Source organism: Herbaspirillum sp. Her3 (genome assembly GCF_057961275.1).
In genome coordinates this window covers 336,147-357,365 of sequence record NZ_CM176328.1, presented here as the reverse complement: position 1 = coordinate 357,365, position 21,219 = coordinate 336,147, and the positions used below count along the sequence as shown (strand labels likewise).

Sequence of the window (21,219 nt, the reverse complement as noted above, 5' to 3'; positions counted from 1 at the left end):
TTTCATTGACCGGGAAGATTGGCGTTTCACCATCTCCGGCCGCTCAAAGCAAAAGACCCAGCCGGATCACGGACTGGGCCCAGAGAGGGCGGCCATCACGGCCGCTCTGCTGTATGGCGAAGCGTCAGGCGATATGGAACAACTGCGCCGCCGTCTCACCGGTAATGCGGCCACGGTCTTCCTCGCTGCTCACCAGGTTTTCGAAGCGCCGCCAGCTATCGGCATAATCGGTCACGCTCTCGTGCTGGGTATGCGGCCAGTCGCTGCCCCATAGCAGACGATCCGTTCCCAGATGCTCGCGCAACAAGGGCCAGGCCTGGCGCGCGAACTGTGTGCCCACCTCGCTGCCGCCATTGCGATACTGCGCCGACAGTTTCACCCACACCTGGCGTGTGGCACCGGTCGAAAGCAGGTAGCGGAATCCCGGATCATCCACGCCCAGGGCCGGATCAACCCGGCCGAAGTGGTCCACCACGATCTTCAGGCCCAGCGCCAGCAAGGGTTCCAGCACGCGCGGCAGATCGGCGGCCTCGCGATGGATCTCGACCTGCCAGCCCAGTGCGGCAATGCGCGCCAGGGTGTCGCGCCAGAGGCCCCGGAAATCCGGCAGCGGCGCACCGCCGACCAGGTTGAAGCGGATGCCGACCACGCCGCCTTTGTGCAATGTCTGTAACTGCCTGTCGTCGGTCCCCACATCGATCATGGCGATGCCGCGCAGGCGCTCCGGCGCGCGGGCGATGGCCTGCAGCAGGTAGCCATTGTCGCTGCCGAGGAAACTGGGCTGCACCAGCACGCCATGGCTCATGCCATGCGCATCCAGCCGCGCCAGGTACTCTTCGACCGTGACGTCGTAGGCGGGGGTGTAGCGGCGCCCGTCGGCCATCGGCAGGTCACGCGCGAACACGTGCGCGTGCGTGTCGATGCGCAGCGCCGGGGCTGCCAGGGCTGCAGTACTGCTCATGCGCCGGTTTCCATCTGACGGCCCTTGGTTTCCGGCAGCATCAGCACGGCAATCACCACCAGCGAATAGGCGATGGCGGCATCGATGCCGATGGCCTGGCCCAGCGGCATGGAGTCGCTCATGTGGCCCACCAGCACCGGGAAGCCGGCCGAGGCCACGCGGCCGAAGTTGTAGCAGAAGCCCACGCCGGTGCCACGGATGCCGCTCGGATACAGCTCATTGAAGAGCGCACCCAGGCTGGCCGGAATACCCGCAGCGAAGAAGCCCAGCGGGAAACCGCAGACCAGCATCTGGGTATCGGACAGCGGCAGGAAGATGTAGCACAGCACGGTGGCCACGCAGCACACCGCGAAGGAAGCCACGGTACGGCGGCGGCCGATACGGTCCAGCAATTGCGCACTGGCGATGCAGCCACACCAGAAGGCGATGATGATGACGGCCAGGTAACCACCGGTGGAGAGTACCGACAGATGCTTTTCGGTCTTGAGATAGGTCGGCAGCCAGGTCATCAGGGCGTAGTAGCCGCCATGCGCACCAACGCCCAGGAGGCTGCCGATGATGGTCAGGCGCAGCACGTCAGGACGGAAGATGCCCAGCAAGGTGCTGGCCGCAGGCTTGCCGGCGGCGGCCTTCCGGCCGGCCAGGAAGGCGTCGGTCTCGGGCACCGAGCGGCGCACGTAGACCACCAGCAGCGCCGGCAGCAGGCCGACCACGAACATCACGCGCCAGGCCATCTCTTGCGGCAGCATCGTGAACAATACCGAGAACAGCAGCACCGCACCGCCCCAGCCCACGGCCCAGGCGCTCTGCACGGTGCCCATGGCTTTGCCGCGATGTTCGGCGCGGATGGTCTCGGCCATCAGCACGGCACCGGCCGCCCATTCGCCGCCGAAGCCGAAGCCTTGCAAGGCCTTCAGCACCAGCAGTTGCGGATAGCTCTGGGCAAAGGCGCTCAGGAAGGTGAACAGCGAAAACCAGATGATGGTGATCTGCAGGGTCTTCACGCGTCCATAGCGGTCCGACAGGGTACCGGCGAACCAGCCGCCGATGGCCGATGCCACCAGGGTGGCGCCGCTGATCATGCCGGCGTCGGCCTTGGACAGGGAAAAGGCTGCGATCAGCGCGGGGATGGCCAGGCTGAACATCTGCACGTCCAGCGCGTCCAGTGCCCATCCGCTGAAGCAGGCCCAGAAAGTCTTGCGTTCCTTGGCAGTGACCTGCCGATACCATGAAAACATTGTCTCGTCCTCTAAGCTGAAGGCGCGCAACCTTGGCGTCCCCGGGCCGCACATGCTGTGAAGGCGTGGCAGGGATACCGGCGGTGGCGCGAAGCTGATTGAATTATGTAGTTGACTGCTCATATAGACATCTATATGAGTTGACGCACGATAACACAGCTACGGCGAGTCAACAATCCTCGTCAATCCTTGGCGTAGTCGGCCAACTACGGCACGGTTGGCGGCGATGCGGTCCATCTGCAGCCCCCCCCCCCGGCTTGAGCGCGTTATCCGCTGGCACACAAGCCAGACAAGCAGAGCGGCACGGTCGCATCTGCTTTGGCTGAGCGCGGTTCACTGCATCGTTGTGGCCGAGCCCGGCCGCGGGTAGACTGAGTACTTTCCTTTCTGCAAGGCCAGTGTGACCATGCTTGACCAGACCGGTGCCGATAAGCGCCTGCCGCTGTACCTCCAGTTGCGCGACCAGCTCGCAGCCCAGATCCGCGCCCAGAAGTGGCAGCCGGGCCAGGCCATCCCTTCCGAGGCTGAACTGAGCCAGGCGTTCCAGGTGGCGGTGGGCACGGTGCGGCGGGCGATTGAAACGCTGATGAGCGAGGGCCTGGTCGAGCGCACGCATGGGCGCGGCACCTTCGTGCGCAAGGCGCGCTTCGACAATTCGCTGTTCCGCTTCTTCCGTTTCGAATCCGCCGACGGCCGTCCGCTGGCGCCCAAGAGCGTGATCGTCAGCCGCAAGATCATCGAGGCCCCGCGCCAGGCGGCCGAGGCCTTGCACCTGAAGGCCCATGCCAAGGTGATCGAGCTGCTGCGCCTGCGCAAGGTGGATGGCCAGCCGGTCCTGGCCGAGAACATCTACCTGTGCGCCCAGCGCTTCAAGGCCCTGGCCAACAAGGCGCCGGAGGATTTTGGCGATCTGCTGTATCCGCTGTATGAGCGGGAATGCGGGCTCATCGTGGCCTCCGCCCGCGAGACCCTGACGGTGGAAACCGTGACGGCAGCGCAGGCACGACTGCTGGGCTTGACCGAGAAGACGCCGGTGGTAGTGATCGAACGCATCGCCTTCGGCTCGGACGGCACGCCGCTGGAGTGGCGGCAATCGCGGGGGGCGGGGAGCAAGTTCAGGTATAGCGCGGAGATTCGCTGACGCACGGCGCACGGCCTTGATGACGTCGAGCCATCTGACAAAGGCGACATCCCTCACCGCAGACCTTGTTTATTTGGCTGGGCGCCGCGCCAGGGCCGCCTTGCGTGGCTCCTGCAGGGCAAGTCCAGCACGCTCGCGCTGCGTACCTGCGGGTTCGCTGCGCAGTTCGCCCAGCAGGTCCGGGTGCTTGCACAGCAATCGCAGCAACAGCACCAGCGCGCGGGGCGGTTTGATCTTGCCGGCCTCGTAGCGGTTGAAGGCATTGATGCCGCCACCGAACAACAGGCTGGCCTCGCGCTGGCCCAACTGCAGCGCCTGGCGCGCGGCGATAATTTCATCAGGATCGATCAATCCGGCGTTGACGGCCTTGTTGAAGGACAGCGCTTCGGCCGAGATCCGCTCTTCTTCCGATGCGTCCGGCACACACTCGCCGCAGCGCGGACAGTAGTCGCCGCTGACGCCAGCGATGATTGTGGTTTCGCCCTTGTAGGCATAAGGCAGGTCGCGCGTATCACGGATCAGCGCGGCGCCACCGCAGTGGGGACATTGCATGTCATTTCTCCTTGAAGAATACGATCAGGACATCATCGAGTACGGTCAGCTTGAGGTAGAGCTCGCCGTAGCGCGTCACAGGGCGGTACACGTCCTGCCAGATGCGGTGATCGTTGTGCGTGGTCATGCTCTTGCAGAAATCGCGCTTGCTCAGCGCAAGTACAATGGCCACCATCTCCATTTCATCGATCCCTAGCGCTGCAGCGCCCAACAGCGCCGCCGCCGTCTTGCGTACCCGCCCTTCACGAATCAGTGAGCGGACGACATCAAGCTTGCAGTGTGGAGTGTGCTTTTCCATGGGGAAGTGCAACCATCTTGGTTATGGACGCCAAGGGGGGATTTGGCCAACAAGTTTGAGAAACGGCAGGAAGTTTCAACGGCGGCCAGCCAGGGCCTGTGCCCACTTCATCTGCGAGACAGCGATTCTGGACCGCACGCTGTGGTTTAAACGCACACTCTTGGAAATGTTGCGGGAAACTCGTTTACTATCGCCGCTCAGCCCATCACTTCCCACGCCATGCACCACAAGCGATCCCTCATCCAGTCACCCGCTGCCCTCCCGGCCGCCGGCGTCTGCCTGTGCGGGCTGATTACCAAAAAACGGCATCTCCGCTGACGGGGATGTCACGTCCCGTCCGGCGGATCGCCTGGCGGGACTGGATCGCAACAACGTTCTCCTTTCAGACCTCGCCCGGCGCACTGCCGGCGGAACGATTTTTTCAACCGTTCTTCATGAGGTACACATGCAAACTGATCGTCCCGGCCCGTCGCTCCAACTCCACATCGACGCCCAATACGCCAGCCCCTACGCCATGTCGGTCTTCGTCGCCCTGCGCGAAAAGGCCTTGCCCTTCGCACTGCACACCGTCGACCTGGACGCCGCTGCCCAGCACGATCCCGCCTATGCCGCCCTGTCCCTGACCGCTCGCGTGCCGACCTTGCAGCATGGCAGCCTGGCGCTGTCGGAGTCCTCGGCCATTACCGAATATCTGGAAGAGGTCTTTGGCGGACCGGCGCTCTATCCGGCCGATCCGGCCACACGTGCACGCGCCCGACAGGTACAGGCCTGGCTGCGCAGCGACCTGATGCCCATCCGCGAGGAGCGCAATACGCAAGTGCTGTTCCATGGCGCGCGCAAGCCGCCCTTGTCCGCACAGGCACAGGCCGCCGCGCAACGCCTGTTCCGTTTTGTGCAGGCCTTGCTGCCGGAAGGCGCCGATTGCCTCTTCGGTGACTGGTGTATCGCCGATACCGACCTGGCGCTGATGATCAATCGTCTCGCCCTGCATGGCGACACCGTACCGGCGCCGCTGGCAGCATATGCCCGCACACAATGGCAGCGGCCCGCGGTGCAGGAGTGGGTAGCGATGCAGCGTCCACCGCTGCAATGACGCAATGAAAAAGGGCGGCGTCCGACGACGCCGCCCCTTCCCTTCAAGACCCTATGACACGTCTCAGGCAATGGCCTCCGGACGCGGGCGGGCAATCGCAAACACGACCGCCACGGCCACCAGGTCGAAGGCGGCCAGCAGGATGAACAAGGGTCCATAGCCGATCTGCGTGACCAGGATGCCGAAGAGCAGCGTGAACAGCGTCGCACCCAGATAGCCGCTCATGCCTGTCAGGCCGGTAGCGGTGGCCACCTGATTCTTGGTGAACACGTCGGAGGTGATCGAATACAGCGCGCCCGACAACGTCTGGTGCGCGAAGCCGCCGATGGACAGCAGCGCGATGGCCACATAAGGACTGTCGACAAAGCCCACGCAGGCCGGGCCGATCATGGCCAGGCTGCCGACCAGCATGACCAGCTTGCGCGACGTGAACAGCGACACGTTCAGATGCTTGTGGAAGAACGGACTCAGGTAGCCGCCCAGCACGCAGCCGATGTCAGCCGCCAGGAAAGGCAGCCAGGCGAACATGGCGATTTCCTTGATGTTCATGTGGCGCTCGGTGGCCATGTAAAGCGGAATCCAGGCATTGAAGGTCTGCCAGGCCGGTTCCGACAAGAAGCGCGGGATGGCGATCGACCAGAAGTTCTGGCTGCGCACGATCTTGGTCCAGCTTTCGCGCTGCACCTTCTCGGGCGACTTTTCCTGGCCGTCGAGGATGTAGGCGCGCTCTTCCGGCGAGAGCAGCTTCTGGTCGCGCGGGCTCTTGTAAAAAAACATCCACAGGAAGAACCACAACACGCCCAGTACGCCCACCACCACGAAGGACATCTTCCAGCCACCGTGCAGGATGGTCCACACCACCAGCGGCGGCGCGCACAGTGCGCCAATGGAGGAACCGATGTTGAACCAGCCAATGGCCACCGACCGCTCCTTGGCCGGGAACCACTCGGTGGACGCCTTCACCCCGCCCGGAATGCCGGCCGCTTCAGTCATGCCCAGCAGGGCGCGGAAGAAGGCCAGGCTCTGCCAGCCGGTCGCCATGGCGGCCGCCGCACAGACCAACGACCAGGCCAGGGCGAAGATGCCGAAACCGATCTTGGTACCGACGGCATCAAGAATGTAGCCGGCCACCGGTTGCATGACCGCATAGCAGATCTGCCACGCCACCACGATGTACGAATATTGCTGGGTATTCATGTCCAGCTCTTTCATCATGGTCGGGGCGGCCACCGATAAGGTGTTGCGGGCCAGGTAGTTGACGATCAGGGCCAGGGTGACCAGGGTCACCATGTACCAGCGGATTCCTCTTACGTACTTCATGGCGTCTCCAAAAGGATGTTCTTCAAAGGGCAGGCATCGCACGGCCGCTCGCCTCTCCGGCCCTGACTGCGCGCCCGCTCTCGCGGTGGATGGCGCGCAACCAGAGGCCAGGACGGCACCGGGCCGTCCGGGTTCAGGCAGGTGGGAAATGCATACCTGTCTCCAGATGAATTCTTATTGTCTTTTTTATCATTTTATTTATACGATGTCGTATAAGTTAAGGTGAAATTAGTCGGACTAATTCTTCATGCAGGTGGACAACTCTAATGATCGGCGCGATGGAAGTCAACCGAATTTAATGCAGATTCCTTCCTGGAAACGGCATTGGCAGGCTATTTCCCTCAGTTCAGGTGAACGACGGTGCGCGCCGGGAGACAATGACTTGCACCGCAGCGTCGACTCCTTCATAGTGTCCGCAGACGAACTCATCGGCAGCAGTCATCGTATATGTCAGCATTCCATTCTCCTGAACTTCCGCGCCGCGGCAACCTCAGCCGTTCCGAACACATCTGCAAGCAGATCATCGCGGCGATCCTGCGCGGAGAATGGGGCGAGAACCGCAAGCTGCCCACCGAGGTGGAACTGGCGCAGCGCTATGAAGCGTCGCGCACGACGGTGCGGGAAGCGCTGTCGCGCCTGCGTTCGGAAGGGATCGTGGTGTCGCGCCGGGGCTCGGGCAACTACGTGCAGCGCCTGCCGGTCCTGCAGAGCAGCGCGCCGGCGCAGATTGCCAGCATCCATGACGTGGAGCGCTATTACGCCTTCCGCGCATGCGTGGAAGTGGGTGCCGCCGGCATCGCCGCCAGCGCGCGCGAGGACGATGACCTGGCCCTGATGCGCAATTGCCTGCAAGCCTTGCGGCGGGCGCAACTGAACGGCCAGACCGGCGTGGACGAAGACCTGGCCCTGCACATGGCCATTGCCCGGGCCACGCGCAATCCCTTCTTCATCTCCACCATCGAACACGCCCTGGGTCCGATCCGCCAGTGCATGGAACTGGCGCAGAACCTGGGCTCGCCCCAGGAAGCCGAGCGCATCCAGGTCATCGACGATGAACACCAGGCCATCATCGACGCCATCGCGGCAGGATCGGTGCAGCAAGCCGAGGCGGCCATGCGGGCGCATATCGGCCATGCCCGGCAGCGCATCTTCGAGGGCGGCTAGCGCCTGATGCAGCCGCTTGCGGTGCAGCGCCAGCCAAGGCTGCCTCATTGTGGACGAGGCACCTCGACCGTCTCGATCTGCACACCGGGCAGCGCTTCAAAGGTATGCCGGCCGGCATGCCCGGCGGGTGCGTCGGTGATGAGGGTCCAGGGTTTTTCCATGGGGGTCCAGTGCTGCTGGCTATCGCGATTGAGCTTGTCAGCGGTGACCAGGACGAACACGGTAGCGGCCTGGCGGAGGATGCATTCCTTCAGGTAAGCCTGCTCCACCGTCGCCTCGCACAAGCCGCGTCCGGCCACCACACCATCGGCACCCAGGAAGGCCTTGTCGAAGGTCAGCCGGGTCAACCCCAGTTGCGCGATGGGGCCGAAGGTACTCATGCTGGAAGGACGTACATCACCACCGATCAACGTCACGGCGACCTGGCTGCCGGCCAGTGTCTGTACCACCAGCAGATTGTTGGTGATGACCTGGATTGCCTGGCGCCCGGCCAGCGCCTTGGCCAAGGCGGCCGTGGTGGTCCCGGCGTCGAGAAAGACCGTATCGCCCTCGGCCACATGCGCGGCGGCGGCCGCGCCGATGGCATCCTTCTCGGCCTGAAAGCTGTGGCTGCGCTGCTCCAGCGACTCTTCGGGAGCGTGCAGGCTGACCGAGGCGGCACCACCATAGGTACGCAGGATCAGGCCTTCGTCGGCCAATGCACGCAGGTCGCGGCGCACGGTAACTTCGGAGATGCCGAAATGGTCGCAAAGGGCAGTGACTTCGGTCATTCCCGAGAGGACGGCCTGAACCATGGCCTCGCGGCGGCGGGTAACTTTCATAGGGGGCAGTGGTGGGTTGACGATGCCGCGGCCGCTTTCAGCGGCGGCCGCAATCAGCGAGTATACCGGCTTCCCAGCTACCGCCCTCCCCTGCTCCACCAATGCCGCCAGTCCCTCAGGCAGCAATGGTGGTTGCGCCGCGCGCCAGCAGCTGCCAGCCCTGTGCTTCCTGGACCCAGCACATCAATACCTGGAGGTGACTGGCGGTCTTCTTTCCATCATTGTTGACCACATCATAGATGTGCCGCACGATGCCCGTCGTCCCCACGATCGCCACCGTCTGCGCCGACGTGCGCACGCTGAGATAGCGCTGCTTGCCGGCGATGGCGTCGAGCAGGACGGCCTTGGTCCACACCCGACCATCCGAATGGGAATAGCTCATGCGTTCGTGCAGCAAGGCCTGCAACACCTTGCCATCCCCTTCTTCCAGAGCGCGCCGCAAGGCCTCGGTGGCGCCCTCCAGCGCCCCCACGTCGGCGGCCTGCGCCGGTGCGCTCAGGCCGCTGGCGACCATACCGGTTCCCAATGCCATGATGGCCTCCCTGCGCGTCATCGTTGTCTTTTCCATTAATGCTCCTTAAACCGGCTCACGCGGCCGCTGCAATCTGTTGCGTGACCCAGGCTTCATCGACGCTCACGTATTTGATGTTCTGGCGGAAATAGGTATAGGCGATATGCAGCTTGCCATCGGCCGACTGCACGATGGAAGGATAGGAGTACTCACGATTGAGCTTCTCGGCCGAATTGTTGGTCATGCAGTAGCCATCCCCCACTTCCAGGTTGCGCATGGCGGGCCAGCTGCGGCCACCATCGTAGGACAGCGCCAGCGTCATCGGCGCGCGTGGTGCGCCCCAGAAGGCCGTGCCACGCTGCGAAGCGGACTGCGCGACCAGGTGGCCGCTATCTTCGGAATCCTCGATATCGTCATACAGCGAGGCACGGCGCGCAGTACTGTTGGCTGCGCTGCTGTGATTGAAGACCAGTCCCAGGTGGCCGTTGGCCAGGGCGACAAACTGGATGGAGGAATTGTTGTTGGGCAGGTCCAGCGGTTGCGGTGCACTCCACTGCACACCATCGGCCGAGCGGCTGCTGTAGATGTGATCGGCCCAACGGCTGCGGTACAAAGCCAGGAAGCCGCCTTCCTGCAAGGGCTGGATGTTCATGTGAACGCACCCCACGCTGGCCGGGACTTCGTGGGCGCTCCAGTGACGACCGCCATCGGTGGAGCGCATGACCATGCTGATGTCGTCATTACCCGACCAGCGCTCGCCCTCGGCCACCCGGCACATGAAGACGGGGCACAGCCAGGCGCCGTCGCGTGCCACCACGATGGGCTGGCGCACGAAGGTGCCGGGGGTGTCGAACAGGGTATCGATCGGTCCCCAGGTCTGGCCCAGATCGTCGGAAATGCGACGGCGCACGATGGACGTATTCTGGTGTCCCGACAGCTGCGCGGTATAGATCAGCCACAGCTCGCCATCGGGCGCTTCGAACAGCACCGGGTTCTGCTCGGAGCGGGTGGCATCTTCGGACAGACGCACGGGTACGGACCAGGTATCGCTGCCAGCCGCAAGCCGGGACAGGTAGATCGAGATATCGGGAATGCCTTCCTGAGTGCCGCCGAACCAGGCACACAGCAGGTCGCCATTGGACAGCGCGATCAGGTTGGCGGCGTGGTTCTGCACGGTCAGGGCCGGCAGGTGGGCTTCACGGCGGTCATTGTCGGCAGCGGCCGGGCGGACCTGGCCTGCGACGCGGGGTAACTGGCTCATGTTCATCCTCTTTCGTTGCGCGGGCGGTTCAGTGCTGCCGACCTGTGCCGGCAGCCAGCTCATGCGGCCTGACGTGCTCCGTCGCATTGGGTGCCGATGGGAAAATCAGGCGCTCGATCACCATCACGATGGCCGGAGCGACCAGGGCAATGTACATGTTGTCGATGCCGAACGGATTGTCGAGCAGATACCAGACGGTGGTCGCCACGGTGGCCAGGATCAGGGCCGAGATGGCACCACGGCTGCTGTTGAAGAAAGGCAGGTAGATGCCCATCAGGGCCACCACCGTCACCGTCAGTCGCAACGCCCGGGTGAAGAAGGACAGTGCCAGGATCTGCGGCACGAACAGCACGAAGATCAACGGCACGAAACCGACCACCAGCGAGATCCAGCGGGTCGCTACCAGTTCGCGCTCGGGCGAAGGGGCAAAACGGGGCACGTAGAAATCCTTGACGATCAGGGAGGCGATAGCCAGCGCCACAGTACTTACGCTCACGAAGATCGAGGCCACCAACGAGACCGTCACGATGCCCGAGAGCAGCGGATGCATGTGCTGCAGGAAGATCGGCAGCGCGTACAAACCCTTGATCTGCGGGAACAGGAACTTGGCGGCCACGCCCAGCAGGCCCAGCGCCAGTGCGATGGGAACGCACAGGGCGGCGGCCACCAGGGTCGCCTTGCGGGCATCTTCGCCGGAACGCGCACCGGAGATAGCCTGGATGATGAACTGGGTGGAGAAGATCGCACCGGAGGTGCCAATGACCCAGGCACCGATGGTGCCGCCGTTCAAGGCGCCCCTCCAGGTAAAGTAGTGTTCCGGCATGGTGCTGACCATCGGTGCAATGCCGCCGGTCAGCGACAGTGCGACCCACACCAGGATGCCGATGCCGAGGATCTTCATGGCGCTGTGGAAGATGGTCACGTAAAGCACGCTCTTGAGACCACCATAGGCGAAGTAGATGGTGCTGACGATGGCCGTGATGATGGCCGCCGTAGGCAGGTTCACCTTGAGCACGGTGGAGATGGCCGCCGCACCGCTGACGTAATTTCCGACGTTGACGATGAAGAGCGCATAGATCATCACCCCCGACACCACCAGCTTGGCGGTCTTGCCGTATTTCTGGGCAACGAAGCCGGAGATGGTGAATTCACCCGACTTGTAGAGCCGCTTGGCCATGAACAGGCCAAACAGCAGGAAACCGATGGCCGCCGCGATCACCGACCACGAGGCGGCGATGCCGACATTGAAGGCTTCCTGCGAAGTGCCGATGGTGGACTTGGCACCGATGAATTCGGACATCAGCAGGATGGCGATCACCAGCACCGGCGCTGCCCGGCCGGCCACCATGAACTCGCCCGTATTCTTGCTGCGCAGGCGGATGCTCAGCCAGGACGTGGCTGCGATATAGATGACGACCATCGCGATGATGATGGCCGTGTCCAATGCTCCAAACTGGTTCATTGTGTTCTCCTCCCGATCCTCGCAGATCGGATAATGTTATAAATAATTTATATTTCAGGACCACGGCCACCGCAGGCGGCGCCGTCCTGTTGCATCAGGCTGCCAGGGCAGCGCGGCGCGTAGCCAGGTCTTGTGCCTGCTTGAGCGCTTCCAGCATGCTTCCTTCGTCGGCGATACCCCGGCCGGCGATGTCGAAGGCGGTACCGTGATCCACCGAAGTACGGATCACCGGCAGGCCGACCGTCACGTTCACACCCGCTTCCAGCCCCATCACCTTGACCGGGCCGTGCCCCTGGTCGTGGTACATCGCCACCACCACGTCGAAGTCGCCGCGGCCCGCGCGATAGAACAGGGTATCGGCCGGCAGCGGGCCTTCCACGTCCCAGCCACGGGCACGCAGGAGCTCGATGGCGGGGATGATCTTCTTTTCTTCCTCGCCGTAGCCGAACAGGCCGTTCTCGCCGGCATGCGGATTGATGCCGCACACGCCGATGCGCGGCTGCGAGATACCCGCACGCACCAGCGTGTCATGCGCGCGCTCGATGGTTCGCTGCACCAGGCCCGGTTCGATGCGGTTGATGGCATCCAGCAGGCCAATGTGGGTGGTCACGTGGATTACGCGCAGCTTGGGCGCCACCAGCATCATCGAGACTTCGGGAATACCGGTCAGGTGCGCAAGGATCTCGGTATGGCCGGGGAAGATGTGGCCGCCCGCGTGCAGCGCTTCCTTGTTCAGCGGGGCCGTGCAGATGGCATCCAGTTCACCGGCCGAGGTCAATTCCACCGTGCGGGCGATGTACTGGAAGGCCGCATTGCCGGCCACTGCCGACAACTGGCCATACGGCAGGTCGGCCGGGATCAGACCGAGGTCGATGCAGTCGATCTCGCCATAGGAAAAACGGGCTTCGGCCGGGCTGGCGATGGCGCGCACCGTCAGGCTCACGCCGGTGATGCGGCCGGCCTCACGCAGCCGCCGCGCGTCGCCGATGACCAGCGGCCGGCAGCCGTCATAGACCTCGCGGCGGGCCAGGCTCTTCATGATGATCTCCGGCCCCACGCCGGCGGCGTCGCCCATCGTGATGCCGATAACCGGACGGTATGTCATAGCTTCTTCTCCAGTGGATGCGAGCACTGCTGGTGCAGGCTGCGTTGGCCCGGCGGTCATGGACCGCCATGCACGATAAAGGGTGTCGGGCTGGCCAAAGCCGCCCGCCTTGGTGACAACCGGGAAGTCCCGGCCCTGGTAGCGCGCACGCATGAGCGGCACGCCGGTATCGATCTCGCTGACGATGGCCAGTTGCCGCACGCCCATCCAGCTCAGCATGGCGCGCGCCGTTTCCCCGCCGGTGGCCACCAGAGCGCGGGCATGCTGTGCCACCGGTCCCAGGCAGGCCGCCAGTTGCCGTGCCAGTCGCGCGCCATCGGACACGGCCATGCGCTGTCGCTGGCTCAGCGTGACGAGGACGCTGCGCCCCTCCTGCAACGCCTGGGCGGCTTGTTGCGCCAGCTGGCGGGGGAGCAGCGACAAGGGATCGAGCAGCGCAGCCGCATCGATGGTACGGACCAGCAACTGCTCTCCGGCTTGCTCCTGCAACGCCTGCGCCTGAGCATGGGAGACGCTGGACATGCTGCCGACGATGGCGAGCACTCCACCTGGATGGAGCACTGCATCGCCAGGACCGGCTACTGCGGCAAGCGCTTGGCGATGGCCTTGCAGCGCCGCCACCAGTGGCATGGCCAATCCCGCCGAACCGACCCAGTAAAGTCCGTCCAGTGCGGCCGATGCCTGGGCGATGCATGCGAGATCCTCGTCCTTCTCTGCATCGCAGACCAGTGCGTCGATCCCTTCGGCCTGGCAGGCCAGGATGCGCTGCTTCACGTGCGCACTGCCCTGGCGTACGGTGGCCAGGCCAAGCAGCGCGGCCTTCATGCCGGCCTGGCGCAGCATGGCCACCAGGTCGGCAGGTCCGCCGATGTGTTCGTTACGCCAGACTTCGGACTCTTCCACCGGCACGCCGAAGACATACTGGCGCCCCTCTTTCGTGGTTCGTCCTGCGGCAGGAAAGGCCGGCGCGACGATGGCCATGCCGGCCCCGGTCAGCGCCGCCATCTCGGCGGCGACATTGCCGCGCAGCGTGGAATCGATCTTCTTGTAGAGCTTGCGGCCATGGCGATGGGCCTGCCACGCGGTGGCCTGCACCCGCCCGGCCTCGGCCGGCGGCAAGGCGCGGCTGTCCGTATCCAGCGCCAGCACATCGAGCTCCTCCTGCGTCGCTGACGGTTGCCCGTCCAGCAGAACCGCAGTCTTCAGCCCGAAGTGGCTGCAAGTCACGGCGCAGTCCGCGCTGCCGGACAGGTCATCACCGATGATCAGCAGGCGGGGTGCGGCGGCGGTGACAGCGATGGCCGCAGTCATGGCAGCAGATTCCGGTAGATGGTCTTGATGTCCTCATGGCCCAGCGGCTTGGGATTGTTGCCCAGCAGCCGCTTGACCTTGGCGGCGGCGATGGCCAGCGGTTCCAGATGCTCTTCGTCCACGCCGAAGCGGCGCAGGTCCTGCGGGATCTCCAGTACGGCAGTCCACTCACGCAGACGTGCCAGCAGCTTCTCGGCGGCAGCCTGGTCGCTGTCATCGTGACGGGCGATCTGCAGTGCATGGGCCACATGCGCCAGGCGCTCGACGATGGCATCGAGGTTGAATTGCATCACGTGCGGCAACAGCATGGAGTTGGCCACGCCGTGGGTGATGTTGAACATGCCGCCCAGCGGATAGGCCAGTGCATGCACGGCCGCCGTGCCGGCCGCCGTCAGGGCCAGCCCCCCGTACATCGAGCCCATCAGCATGGCCTGGCGGGCGGACAGCGACTCGCCGTGCTGATACGCCTCTACCAGGTTGGCGCCGATCAGCCGCATCGATTCCATGGCAAACATGTCGCTGATCGGATTGGCCTTGGTAGAGATATAGGACTCCAGGGCATGGATGAATGCATCCATGCCGGTGGCGGCGGTGATGGGCTTGGGCAGGCCCACGGTCAGGGTGGCATCCAGGATCACCAGTTGCGGCAGCAGGTGACGGCTGACGATGCCGACCTTCAGTTCCTCGTCGGGCAGCGTGACGATGGCATTGGGCGTGACCTCTGAACCGGTGCCGGCGGTAGTGGGCACCAGTACCAGCGGCACGCCGGGGCGTTTGATCAGGTCCACGCCCAGCCACTGGCGCAGCGGTTCATCATTGGTCAGGCGCACGGCAAAGAGCTTGGCCGCATCCAATACGCTGCCGCCGCCAATGGACAGGATGGCATCCGGCGCGAAGGGGGCGATCTGTTCACGGAAAACCGTTTCCACATTCTCGATGCTCGGCTCCGGCTGGACATCGCGGACCACCAGGGTCTGCACGTCGTGCTGTGCCAGGGCCGCTGCCACGCGTTCCGCCACGCCCATCTGTTCGATGACGGGCTGGGTGATGAAGGCAATGCGGCGTACCGGGCGATCCAGCAGCGCCAGCTTGTCGGCCAGTTGATCCAGGCTGTGCGGCCCGTGCACGATGTGCTTGACGCTCTGGAAGTGATAGGTGCTAGTCATGACATGATCCTTGCAATAGGCGGGCGCAGCCGCTCAGGCCACTCTCGGATAGGCGGCAATGGCCTGGTGGAGCTTGTCCAGCGCAGCCGCATCCAGCGGCAGCACCGGCGAGCGTGCCGGCCCGGCGGGCATGCCCAGCAGGCCGGCAGCGGTTTTGAGTACCACCGGCAAAGTCCCCAGGCCGAAGGCGTCGCGCAGCGGGCGCAGCGCCTCCTGGGCCTGGCGGGCTGCCGCAATGTCGCCCTGGCGGAAGTGGTTCCAGATCGACATGACCACGCTAGGCACCGCATTGGTGGTCGCAGCCACGGCACCGTCGCCACCGGCCATGAGCGTCCAGAGGATCATGGAATCGGTGCCGGTGAAGACCGCAAAGTCGTCCCGCTTGAGGTTGATCAGTTGCAGCAGGCGATCGAAGTCGCCGCCGCTATCCTTGATGCCACGGATGTTGGGAATTTCCGAGAGCCGGCGCACGGTGTCGATGTTGAGCTGGACACCGGTCTTGGCGGGAATGGTGTAGAGCATCACCGGCAACGGCGTGGCGCGGGCGATGCTGTCGTAGTGCTTGAACAGTTCGGCCTGGGTGGCGCCATTGAAGTAAGGCGTAATGACCGAGACGGCCTGCACGCCCAGGTCGTGCATCTTGCTGTTGAGGGCGATCACTTCGCGGGTGGCATAAGCCCCGGTGCCCGCGATGACGGGCACACGACCACGCGCCTGGTCCACGGCGATCCTTGCCACGCGCAATTTCTCGGCTTCGGACAAGGAAATGAATTCACCGTTGGTACCCAGCACGAACAAGCCATGGACGCCTGCATCGATGAGCCGGTCGACCAGCGTGCGCAAACCCGCCTCGTCGATCTCCTCCTCGGGAGTCATAGGTGTGATCAGGGCAGGGACGATGCCCTTGAAAGTGAGCGACATGGCTTATCTCCGTCTTTTTGTCATGACCGGCCGATGCCGGTACGGGGGGATGAGGATATGGAGGCCGGCCAACAATGACCGATTCGGTCACAAACTCAACAGAAAGCGTCCGAACATCCAACTCATACGATTTTTTTGATCAAGATATACCGATACAAAACGGAAATCAAGCTGAATATCGATCGTTACGATCATAACGATCGTGAAGTCCAGCTGGAAACGGCATTTCGTTTCCGTGGAAACACGCTTTTTCGTGGGAGATGACCGGTTTGATCAATTCGGGGAACAACTTGTGCGGTAGCGCGATAGGGAAGCCGGCATGATTTCGTCCTCGTGATTGCGAGGACGAAAAGGACCGGCACGGGAAGCCGGTCCTTTCAGAGTCAGCCGGACGAAATGCGCCAGACCGCCTTCAGGCCAGGGCCTGCTTATGCGGGATTCTGCACGCCGGCCGGCAGATCGCGGCCGTGATACTTCTTGTAGATGGCGTTGAGCTTGCCATTCTTCATGTTGGTCTTGACCCAGCCATCGATCCATTCCTTCAGGCGCGGCTGGTTCTTGTTGATGGCGATACCGAGATCAAAGGCCTTCTGTTCGAACTTCATTTCCAGATTCTTGCCCGGCGCTTTCTTCTGCATCTCCTGCAGGTTGGACGGCGTACTGGAGAAGACTTCCACCTGGCCCGTCACCATCGAGGTGATCAGGGTCGCATCATCTTCATAGCGCATGATCTCGGCGCCCTTGGCGTTCTGCGTGGTCAGCGTATCGTTGGGCGTGGCGCGGGTGACGCCGATGCGCTTGCCGTTGAGGTCGGCGTAATCCTTGATGGCCATGCTCTTGGGTCCACCGATGATGAGGCTGATGACCGCATAGGGCGTGGAAAAATCGATGACCTTCAGGCGCTCCGGCGTGATCGACAGCGAACCCACCACGATATCGGCGCGGTTGGCCTGCAAGGTCGGCACGCGTGCGGAATTGGCCACCGGCATCAGGTCAAGCTGCACGCCCAGATCCTGCGCCAGCAGGCGCGCAGCCTCGACGTCGGAACCGGCCGGTTGCAGCTTCTCATCGCTGTAGCCGAACAGCGGTGTGCTGGAGGTGGTGGCGATGCGGATCTTGCCGGCCTTCCTGATATCGTCCAGCTGGTCGGCCAGCGCGGCGTGGGCGGTCAGGCCCAGGATCAGGGCGGCGAGGGCCGTGCGCGCGAGGGGGCGCAATTTTGCTTTTTTCATCTCTTGTCTCCGTTATTTTATGAACAGGTCGTACTGGGAACAGCGTTTGCGCTACAGGTCGGCAGCCAGAAAGGCTTGTAATTCGGGGGTGTGCGGGTGGTCCAGCATGTCGCCGGGGCCGACTTCCCAGACCCGGCCCTGGTGCATGTAGATGATGCGATCAGCCACGCGCTTGGCGAAGTTCATCTCATGCGTGACCAGCAGCATGGTCATGCCATTGGCAGCCAGGTCTTCCATCACGCGCAGCACTTCGCCGGTCAGCTGCGGGTCCAGCGCCGAGGTCACTTCATCGAACAGCATCACCTTGGGCGCCATCGCCAGCGACCGGGCAATGGCCACGCGCTGCTGCTGGCCGCCCGAGAGCTGCTCCGGATAGGCGCTGGCCTTCTCATCCAGTCCGACCTGCGCCAGCGCAGCCAGGGCCACGCGACGGGCCTCGGCCTTGTCCTGCTGCTTGACGTGGCGCAGCGCCAGCATGACGTTTTCCAGCACGTTCAGATGCGGGAACAGGTTGTAGCTCTGGAACACGATACCGACCTCGCGCCGCAACCTGTGCAGGTCCACCTGCGGGTCATCGACGCGGATGCCGGCCACCTCGATGCTGCCCGAGTCGATGGTCTCGAGCCGGTCGATACAGCGCAGTGCGGTGGACTTGCCCGAGCCGGACGCGCCGATGATGGCGATCATCTCGCCGCGCGCCACCTCGAAGGACACCCCCTTCAAGACCTGGTTGTCGCCGAAGCTCTTGTAGACCTGATCGAGTTTGACGATGATGGGCTGCGCCTCCCGGGCGGGCGCGACCGGGCGCAGGTGCGCCACCGGTTCCGTTTTAGCGAAGGCTGACATTGAGTTTTCTCTCCATGGAGGCGCTCCAGCGCGACAAGGGATAGCAGAGCAGGAAATAGAAAGTACCGACCAACAGGAACACCAGGAAGGGCTGGAAGATGGAGTTGTTGATGATCTGCCCGGCCCGGGTCAGTTCGACAAAGCCGATCACCGAGGCCAGCGACGTCAACTTGATCAGCTGCACCAGAAAGCCGATGGTCGGCGGCAGCGACAACCGCATGGCCTGCGGGATGATGACCAGGCGCAGCGTCTGCCAGCGCGTCAGCGACAGGCATTCGGACGCCTCCCACTGAGGACGCGGCATGGCTTCCACACAGCCGCGCCAGATGTCGCCCAGGTAGGCGCTGGTATAGATCATCATCGCCAGTCCGGCTGCCACCAGCGCCGGCAGCACCAGCCCATACACCGACAGGCCGAAGTAGACGATGAAGAGCAGGATCAGCAAGGGAATACCCTGCACGCATTCGATGAAGAGGATGGCCGGCCGCCGCAGCCAGGCGCGCGGCGAGATGCGCGCCAGCATCACAAGGAATCCGCCGATTCCGCCCAGCGCGAAGGCCAGCGCCGACAGGACCAGGGTCCAGCCTATCGACTGCACCATGAAGAAAAAGTAAGTCCAGCTGAAGCCGCCCATCATGATGTGCTCCCTTCGATGCGCAGCGAGGCTGCCGTGTTGACCGCCACCGGCCGCGATGCGGGATGGACATAGGGCACATGCGCCAGCGGCGCCATCCCGGCCGGATCGGTCGCCGGCAGGCGCGAGACCGGACTGCGCCTGCCTTGTGCGGCAGCACGGCGCAGCGTGCGGCGGCGCTTGAAGATGGTCTCGCCGATGGCATAGGCCACCAGCTTGACCAGCACCGCCAGCACCAGGTACAGGGCCGCGACCACGATGTAGGTTTCCAGCGAGCGGAAGGTATCGGATTGCACGGTGTTGGCGATGGCTGTCAGCTCCTCGGCCGAGATCTGCGAGGCCATCGCCGAGGCCTGCATCATCAGCAGGAACTGGCTGGTCAGCGCCGGATAGACGCGCTCGATGGCCGGCTGCAGCATCACGTGCCAGCGGATGCGCCAGACCGACAGGCCCAGGCATTGGGCCGCCTCGATCTGCCCGCGCGGCACCGAATCGATGCCGGCACGAATGATCTCGGCGGCATACGCGGCGATGTTGATGATCATCGCCAGCACCGCGGCTGCGAAGGTCGGCATGCGGATGCCCAGGCTGGCCAGGCCGAAATACAGCAGGAAGATCTGCACCAGGAAAGGCGTATTACGCACCACCTCGATGTAGCCGCTGCAGGTGCGCGCGAGCAGGCGGTTGGGGCTGTTCTTGGCGAAGGCGACGAAGATGCCCACGCTGACGCCGACGATGACCGCCAGCGTGGTCATCTTCAGCGTCAGCCAGGCGCCGTGCAGGAACACGGGCCAGTACGGCGCGAGGGGACTGAAGTCGAGAGAGAAGTTCATGGGCTGCCGGTCCATCAAGGTTTCAGGAAACCGGACATCGGTGCGGCGCGGGCGCGATCCTGCTGCGTGCGAGCGGCCCGGTGTGCCGGGTGCTGCCTTGCTGCGATTCAGGTCAAGCGGTTGCGTGCGGTGCTGCCATGCCGCGCGGCCGGGACTTCAGGCCGCGACGGGAGTACGACGATACTGCCGAGGGTGGAGCGAAAACTGCTGTGGATAAATTAGCTGGCCAAGGGATCGAAGGGGCCTGCAGCCGTGAAGGCGCCGCCTTGCAGGGTCATGACGGGATCATCGGCGGCCGGCTGCGGCTGGGCCTCCACCTTGGCGCGGAAGATTTCCGAGCTGTCCTTGGGCGCATAGCCCAGGTGCGCGGCGTAGCGGTTGTCCCACCAGGTCTTGGCATTGGCCGACATGCCATAGACCACCGTGTGGCCCACGCCCGGGATGAACAGCGCACGGCGCAGCAGTTGCTCGAAATCGTCCATGCTCATCCAGCTGGCCAGCATGCGGCGGTTGGTGGCCTCCGGGAAGATCGAACCGATGCGGATGCTCACCGTTTCCACGCCATAGCGGTCGAAGTAGAACTGCGCCATGTCTTCGCCATAGGACTTGGACAGGCCGTAGTAACCATCGGGACGCTTGATGTCATGCGCATCGATGCGCTCATCCTGGCGATAGAAGCCGGTGACGTGGTTGGAGCTGGCGAAGATGACGCGCTTGACGCCATGACGGCGCGCCGCCTCGTAGATATGGAAGACGCCCTTGATGTTGGCTTCCAGGATCTCTTCGAAGGGACGCTCCACCGACACGCCACCCAGGTGGATGATGGCTTCGCAGCCCGCCACCATGGCATCGACCGCAGCGCGGTCGGCCAGGTCGCAGCCCAGCAGTTCTTCATGTGCGGCCGCCGCGTCGACGGCCTGCATCGCGGACGCCAGATCGGCTACCCGCACGCGCTCGGCAAAGGACGCCAGGCGTGGCCGCAATTGCCGGCCCACGCCACCGGCGGCGCCGGTCAGCAGCAGACGGGAAAAACGGGCGGTTTGCCACGCATCGCGGTCGGTATCTGCGCTCATGCGGGCTGTCTCCTGATGGTTGCTCATCGTTGTTGTTGTCGAATCGGGTGCTGCGTTCAAGGGCAATCATGCCGACAACGGCGCTTGCGGCAGAATGCGGCCGGTCGATCTTGTACGTTGTCGTATCACTTGCCGGATTATTCCCGCCGGGGTGAGGCTTGTCAACCCGAATTGAGGACAGTTTGTCCGTTGGGAAATGAAGTTCCGTGCAGGAAAGTCACGCTGGCCCGCACGCAGGCGAGCCAGCCGATCACGGGCAGTACTTCAGGAACAGGC

The 21,219-nt window shown here is 63.8% G+C and carries 19 protein-coding genes and 1 pseudogene; 3 read left to right on the top strand and 17 right to left on the bottom strand.

Going from position 1 to position 21,219, the window contains the following annotated elements; genetic code table 11:
* Positions 1-124: 124 nt before the first annotated feature.
* Both ACVC5H_RS01625 and ACVC5H_RS01620 read right to left on the bottom strand, forming a co-directional pair.
* Entirely contained in the window at positions 125-961 is an 837-nt protein-coding gene (locus tag ACVC5H_RS01625; RefSeq protein WP_489620681.1) for an amidohydrolase family protein, read from the bottom strand.
* Positions 958-2,199, bottom strand: a complete 1,242-nt coding sequence (locus ACVC5H_RS01620) for an MFS transporter (protein ID WP_489620680.1) — start codon at positions 2,197-2,199, stop codon at positions 958-960. Before ACVC5H_RS01620 ends, ACVC5H_RS01625 begins: the two co-directional genes overlap by 4 nt.
* Before the next feature lie 406 nt (positions 2,200-2,605).
* Here ACVC5H_RS01620 and ACVC5H_RS01615 point away from each other — a divergent pair, with 406 nt between their 5' ends.
* Complete coding sequence (locus ACVC5H_RS01615) at positions 2,606-3,340, top strand: GntR family transcriptional regulator (RefSeq protein WP_489620679.1); 735 nt, start codon at positions 2,606-2,608, stop codon at positions 3,338-3,340.
* A gap of 153 nt (positions 3,341-3,493) precedes the next feature.
* On the opposite strand, the pseudogene ACVC5H_RS01610 reads toward ACVC5H_RS01615, so the two are convergent.
* Positions 3,494-3,892: pseudogene (locus ACVC5H_RS01610) on the bottom strand (type II TA system antitoxin MqsA family protein); the annotation flags it as partial.
* A 1-nt stretch (position 3,893) separates the two neighbouring features.
* Positions 3,894-4,190 (bottom strand): type II toxin-antitoxin system MqsR family toxin, encoded by a 297-nt coding sequence (locus ACVC5H_RS01605; protein WP_489620678.1) that lies wholly within the window; start codon positions 4,188-4,190, stop codon positions 3,894-3,896.
* Positions 4,191-4,635: 445 nt separating this feature from the next.
* Between ACVC5H_RS01605 and yfcF the strand changes: the two genes are divergently transcribed.
* Complete coding sequence (gene yfcF, locus ACVC5H_RS01600) at positions 4,636-5,283, top strand: glutathione transferase (protein ID WP_489620677.1); 648 nt, start codon at positions 4,636-4,638, stop codon at positions 5,281-5,283.
* Positions 5,284-5,346: 63 nt separating this feature from the next.
* On the opposite strand, the gene ACVC5H_RS01595 is transcribed toward yfcF, so the two are convergent.
* Positions 5,347-6,603 carry an MFS transporter gene (locus ACVC5H_RS01595; RefSeq protein ID WP_489620676.1) on the bottom strand — a complete coding sequence of 419 codons (1,257 nt, stop codon included), beginning with the start codon at positions 6,601-6,603 and terminating at the stop codon, positions 5,347-5,349.
* 447 nt (positions 6,604-7,050) lie between these two features.
* Here ACVC5H_RS01595 and ACVC5H_RS01590 point away from each other — a divergent pair, with 447 nt between their 5' ends.
* The gene (locus ACVC5H_RS01590) at positions 7,051-7,767 is read left to right on the top strand and encodes a FadR/GntR family transcriptional regulator (RefSeq protein WP_489620675.1); all 717 of its coding nucleotides are present in this window, start codon (positions 7,051-7,053) and stop codon (positions 7,765-7,767) included.
* 44 nt (positions 7,768-7,811) lie between these two features.
* On the opposite strand, the gene ACVC5H_RS01585 is transcribed toward ACVC5H_RS01590, so the two are convergent.
* From ACVC5H_RS01585 to ACVC5H_RS01530, 12 genes are all read right to left on the bottom strand, one after another.
* Positions 7,812-8,588 (bottom strand): DeoR/GlpR family DNA-binding transcription regulator, encoded by a 777-nt coding sequence (locus tag ACVC5H_RS01585; protein WP_489620674.1) that lies wholly within the window; start codon positions 8,586-8,588, stop codon positions 7,812-7,814.
* 115 nt (positions 8,589-8,703) lie between these two features.
* Positions 8,704-9,156: a nuclear transport factor 2 family protein gene (locus ACVC5H_RS01580; RefSeq protein ID WP_489620673.1), complete on the bottom strand. Its 453-nt coding sequence runs from the start codon at positions 9,154-9,156 to the stop codon at positions 8,704-8,706.
* Between the two features lie 19 nt (positions 9,157-9,175).
* Positions 9,176-10,360, bottom strand: a complete 1,185-nt coding sequence (locus tag ACVC5H_RS01575; RefSeq protein WP_489620672.1) for a sialidase family protein — start codon at positions 10,358-10,360, stop codon at positions 9,176-9,178.
* 28 nt (positions 10,361-10,388) lie between these two features.
* The gene (locus tag ACVC5H_RS01570; protein WP_489620671.1) at positions 10,389-11,822 is read right to left on the bottom strand and encodes a sodium:solute symporter family protein; all 1,434 of its coding nucleotides are present in this window, start codon (positions 11,820-11,822) and stop codon (positions 10,389-10,391) included.
* Between the two features lie 94 nt (positions 11,823-11,916).
* Positions 11,917-14,238, bottom strand: coding sequence for a 4-hydroxythreonine-4-phosphate dehydrogenase PdxA (gene pdxA, locus ACVC5H_RS01565; protein WP_489620670.1), 2,322 nt, complete (start codon positions 14,236-14,238; stop codon positions 11,917-11,919).
* A complete protein-coding gene (locus tag ACVC5H_RS01560; protein WP_489620669.1) occupies positions 14,235-15,404 on the bottom strand; it encodes an iron-containing alcohol dehydrogenase in 1,170 nt (389 codons plus the stop codon). The genes pdxA and ACVC5H_RS01560 overlap by 4 nt, the downstream gene beginning before the upstream one ends.
* A gap of 33 nt (positions 15,405-15,437) precedes the next feature.
* On the bottom strand, positions 15,438-16,325 hold the full coding sequence (dapA, locus tag ACVC5H_RS01555) for a 4-hydroxy-tetrahydrodipicolinate synthase (RefSeq protein ID WP_489620668.1): 888 nt from the start codon (positions 16,323-16,325) through the stop codon (positions 15,438-15,440).
* A gap of 428 nt (positions 16,326-16,753) precedes the next feature.
* On the bottom strand, positions 16,754-17,557 hold the full coding sequence (locus tag ACVC5H_RS01550) for a transporter substrate-binding domain-containing protein (RefSeq protein WP_489620667.1): 804 nt from the start codon (positions 17,555-17,557) through the stop codon (positions 16,754-16,756).
* A gap of 51 nt (positions 17,558-17,608) precedes the next feature.
* The gene (locus tag ACVC5H_RS01545) at positions 17,609-18,403 is read right to left on the bottom strand and encodes an amino acid ABC transporter ATP-binding protein (protein ID WP_489620666.1); all 795 of its coding nucleotides are present in this window, start codon (positions 18,401-18,403) and stop codon (positions 17,609-17,611) included.
* A complete protein-coding gene (locus tag ACVC5H_RS01540) occupies positions 18,387-19,040 on the bottom strand; it encodes an amino acid ABC transporter permease (RefSeq protein WP_489620665.1) in 654 nt (217 codons plus the stop codon). Before ACVC5H_RS01540 ends, ACVC5H_RS01545 begins: the two co-directional genes overlap by 17 nt.
* On the bottom strand, positions 19,037-19,870 hold the full coding sequence (locus ACVC5H_RS01535; protein ID WP_489620664.1) for an amino acid ABC transporter permease: 834 nt from the start codon (positions 19,868-19,870) through the stop codon (positions 19,037-19,039). Before ACVC5H_RS01535 ends, ACVC5H_RS01540 begins: the two co-directional genes overlap by 4 nt.
* A 218-nt stretch (positions 19,871-20,088) precedes the next feature.
* Positions 20,089-20,943, bottom strand: coding sequence for an NAD-dependent epimerase/dehydratase family protein (locus ACVC5H_RS01530; RefSeq protein WP_489620663.1), 855 nt, complete (start codon positions 20,941-20,943; stop codon positions 20,089-20,091).
* Between the last annotated feature and the right edge of the window lie 276 nt (positions 20,944-21,219).

Bases quoted from the DNA above. Each gene is read 5' to 3' on its own strand.
- ACVC5H_RS01625 (WP_489620681.1), bottom strand. From the start codon at position 961: ATGAGCAGTACTGCAGCCCTGGCAGCCCCGGCGCTGCGCATCGACACG.
- ACVC5H_RS01620 (WP_489620680.1), bottom strand. From the start codon at position 2,199: ATGTTTTCATGGTATCGGCAGGTCACTGCCAAGGAACGCAAGACTTTC.
- ACVC5H_RS01615 (WP_489620679.1), top strand. From the start codon at position 2,606: ATGCTTGACCAGACCGGTGCCGATAAGCGCCTGCCGCTGTACCTCCAG.
- ACVC5H_RS01605 (WP_489620678.1), bottom strand. From the start codon at position 4,190: ATGGAAAAGCACACTCCACACTGCAAGCTTGATGTCGTCCGCTCACTG.
- yfcF (WP_489620677.1), top strand. From the start codon at position 4,636: ATGCAAACTGATCGTCCCGGCCCGTCGCTCCAACTCCACATCGACGCC.
- ACVC5H_RS01595 (WP_489620676.1), bottom strand. From the start codon at position 6,603: ATGAAGTACGTAAGAGGAATCCGCTGGTACATGGTGACCCTGGTCACC.
- ACVC5H_RS01590 (WP_489620675.1), top strand. From the start codon at position 7,051: ATGTCAGCATTCCATTCTCCTGAACTTCCGCGCCGCGGCAACCTCAGC.
- ACVC5H_RS01585 (WP_489620674.1), bottom strand. From the start codon at position 8,588: ATGAAAGTTACCCGCCGCCGCGAGGCCATGGTTCAGGCCGTCCTCTCG.
- ACVC5H_RS01580 (WP_489620673.1), bottom strand. From the start codon at position 9,156: ATGGAAAAGACAACGATGACGCGCAGGGAGGCCATCATGGCATTGGGA.
- ACVC5H_RS01575 (WP_489620672.1), bottom strand. From the start codon at position 10,360: ATGAGCCAGTTACCCCGCGTCGCAGGCCAGGTCCGCCCGGCCGCTGCC.
- ACVC5H_RS01570 (WP_489620671.1), bottom strand. From the start codon at position 11,822: ATGAACCAGTTTGGAGCATTGGACACGGCCATCATCATCGCGATGGTC.
- pdxA (WP_489620670.1), bottom strand. From the start codon at position 14,238: ATGACTGCGGCCATCGCTGTCACCGCCGCCGCACCCCGCCTGCTGATC.
- ACVC5H_RS01560 (WP_489620669.1), bottom strand. From the start codon at position 15,404: ATGACTAGCACCTATCACTTCCAGAGCGTCAAGCACATCGTGCACGGG.
- dapA (WP_489620668.1), bottom strand. From the start codon at position 16,325: ATGTCGCTCACTTTCAAGGGCATCGTCCCTGCCCTGATCACACCTATG.
- ACVC5H_RS01550 (WP_489620667.1), bottom strand. From the start codon at position 17,557: ATGAAAAAAGCAAAATTGCGCCCCCTCGCGCGCACGGCCCTCGCCGCC.
- ACVC5H_RS01545 (WP_489620666.1), bottom strand. From the start codon at position 18,403: ATGTCAGCCTTCGCTAAAACGGAACCGGTGGCGCACCTGCGCCCGGTC.
- ACVC5H_RS01540 (WP_489620665.1), bottom strand. From the start codon at position 19,040: ATGATGGGCGGCTTCAGCTGGACTTACTTTTTCTTCATGGTGCAGTCG.
- ACVC5H_RS01535 (WP_489620664.1), bottom strand. From the start codon at position 19,870: ATGAACTTCTCTCTCGACTTCAGTCCCCTCGCGCCGTACTGGCCCGTG.
- ACVC5H_RS01530 (WP_489620663.1), bottom strand. From the start codon at position 20,943: ATGAGCGCAGATACCGACCGCGATGCGTGGCAAACCGCCCGTTTTTCC.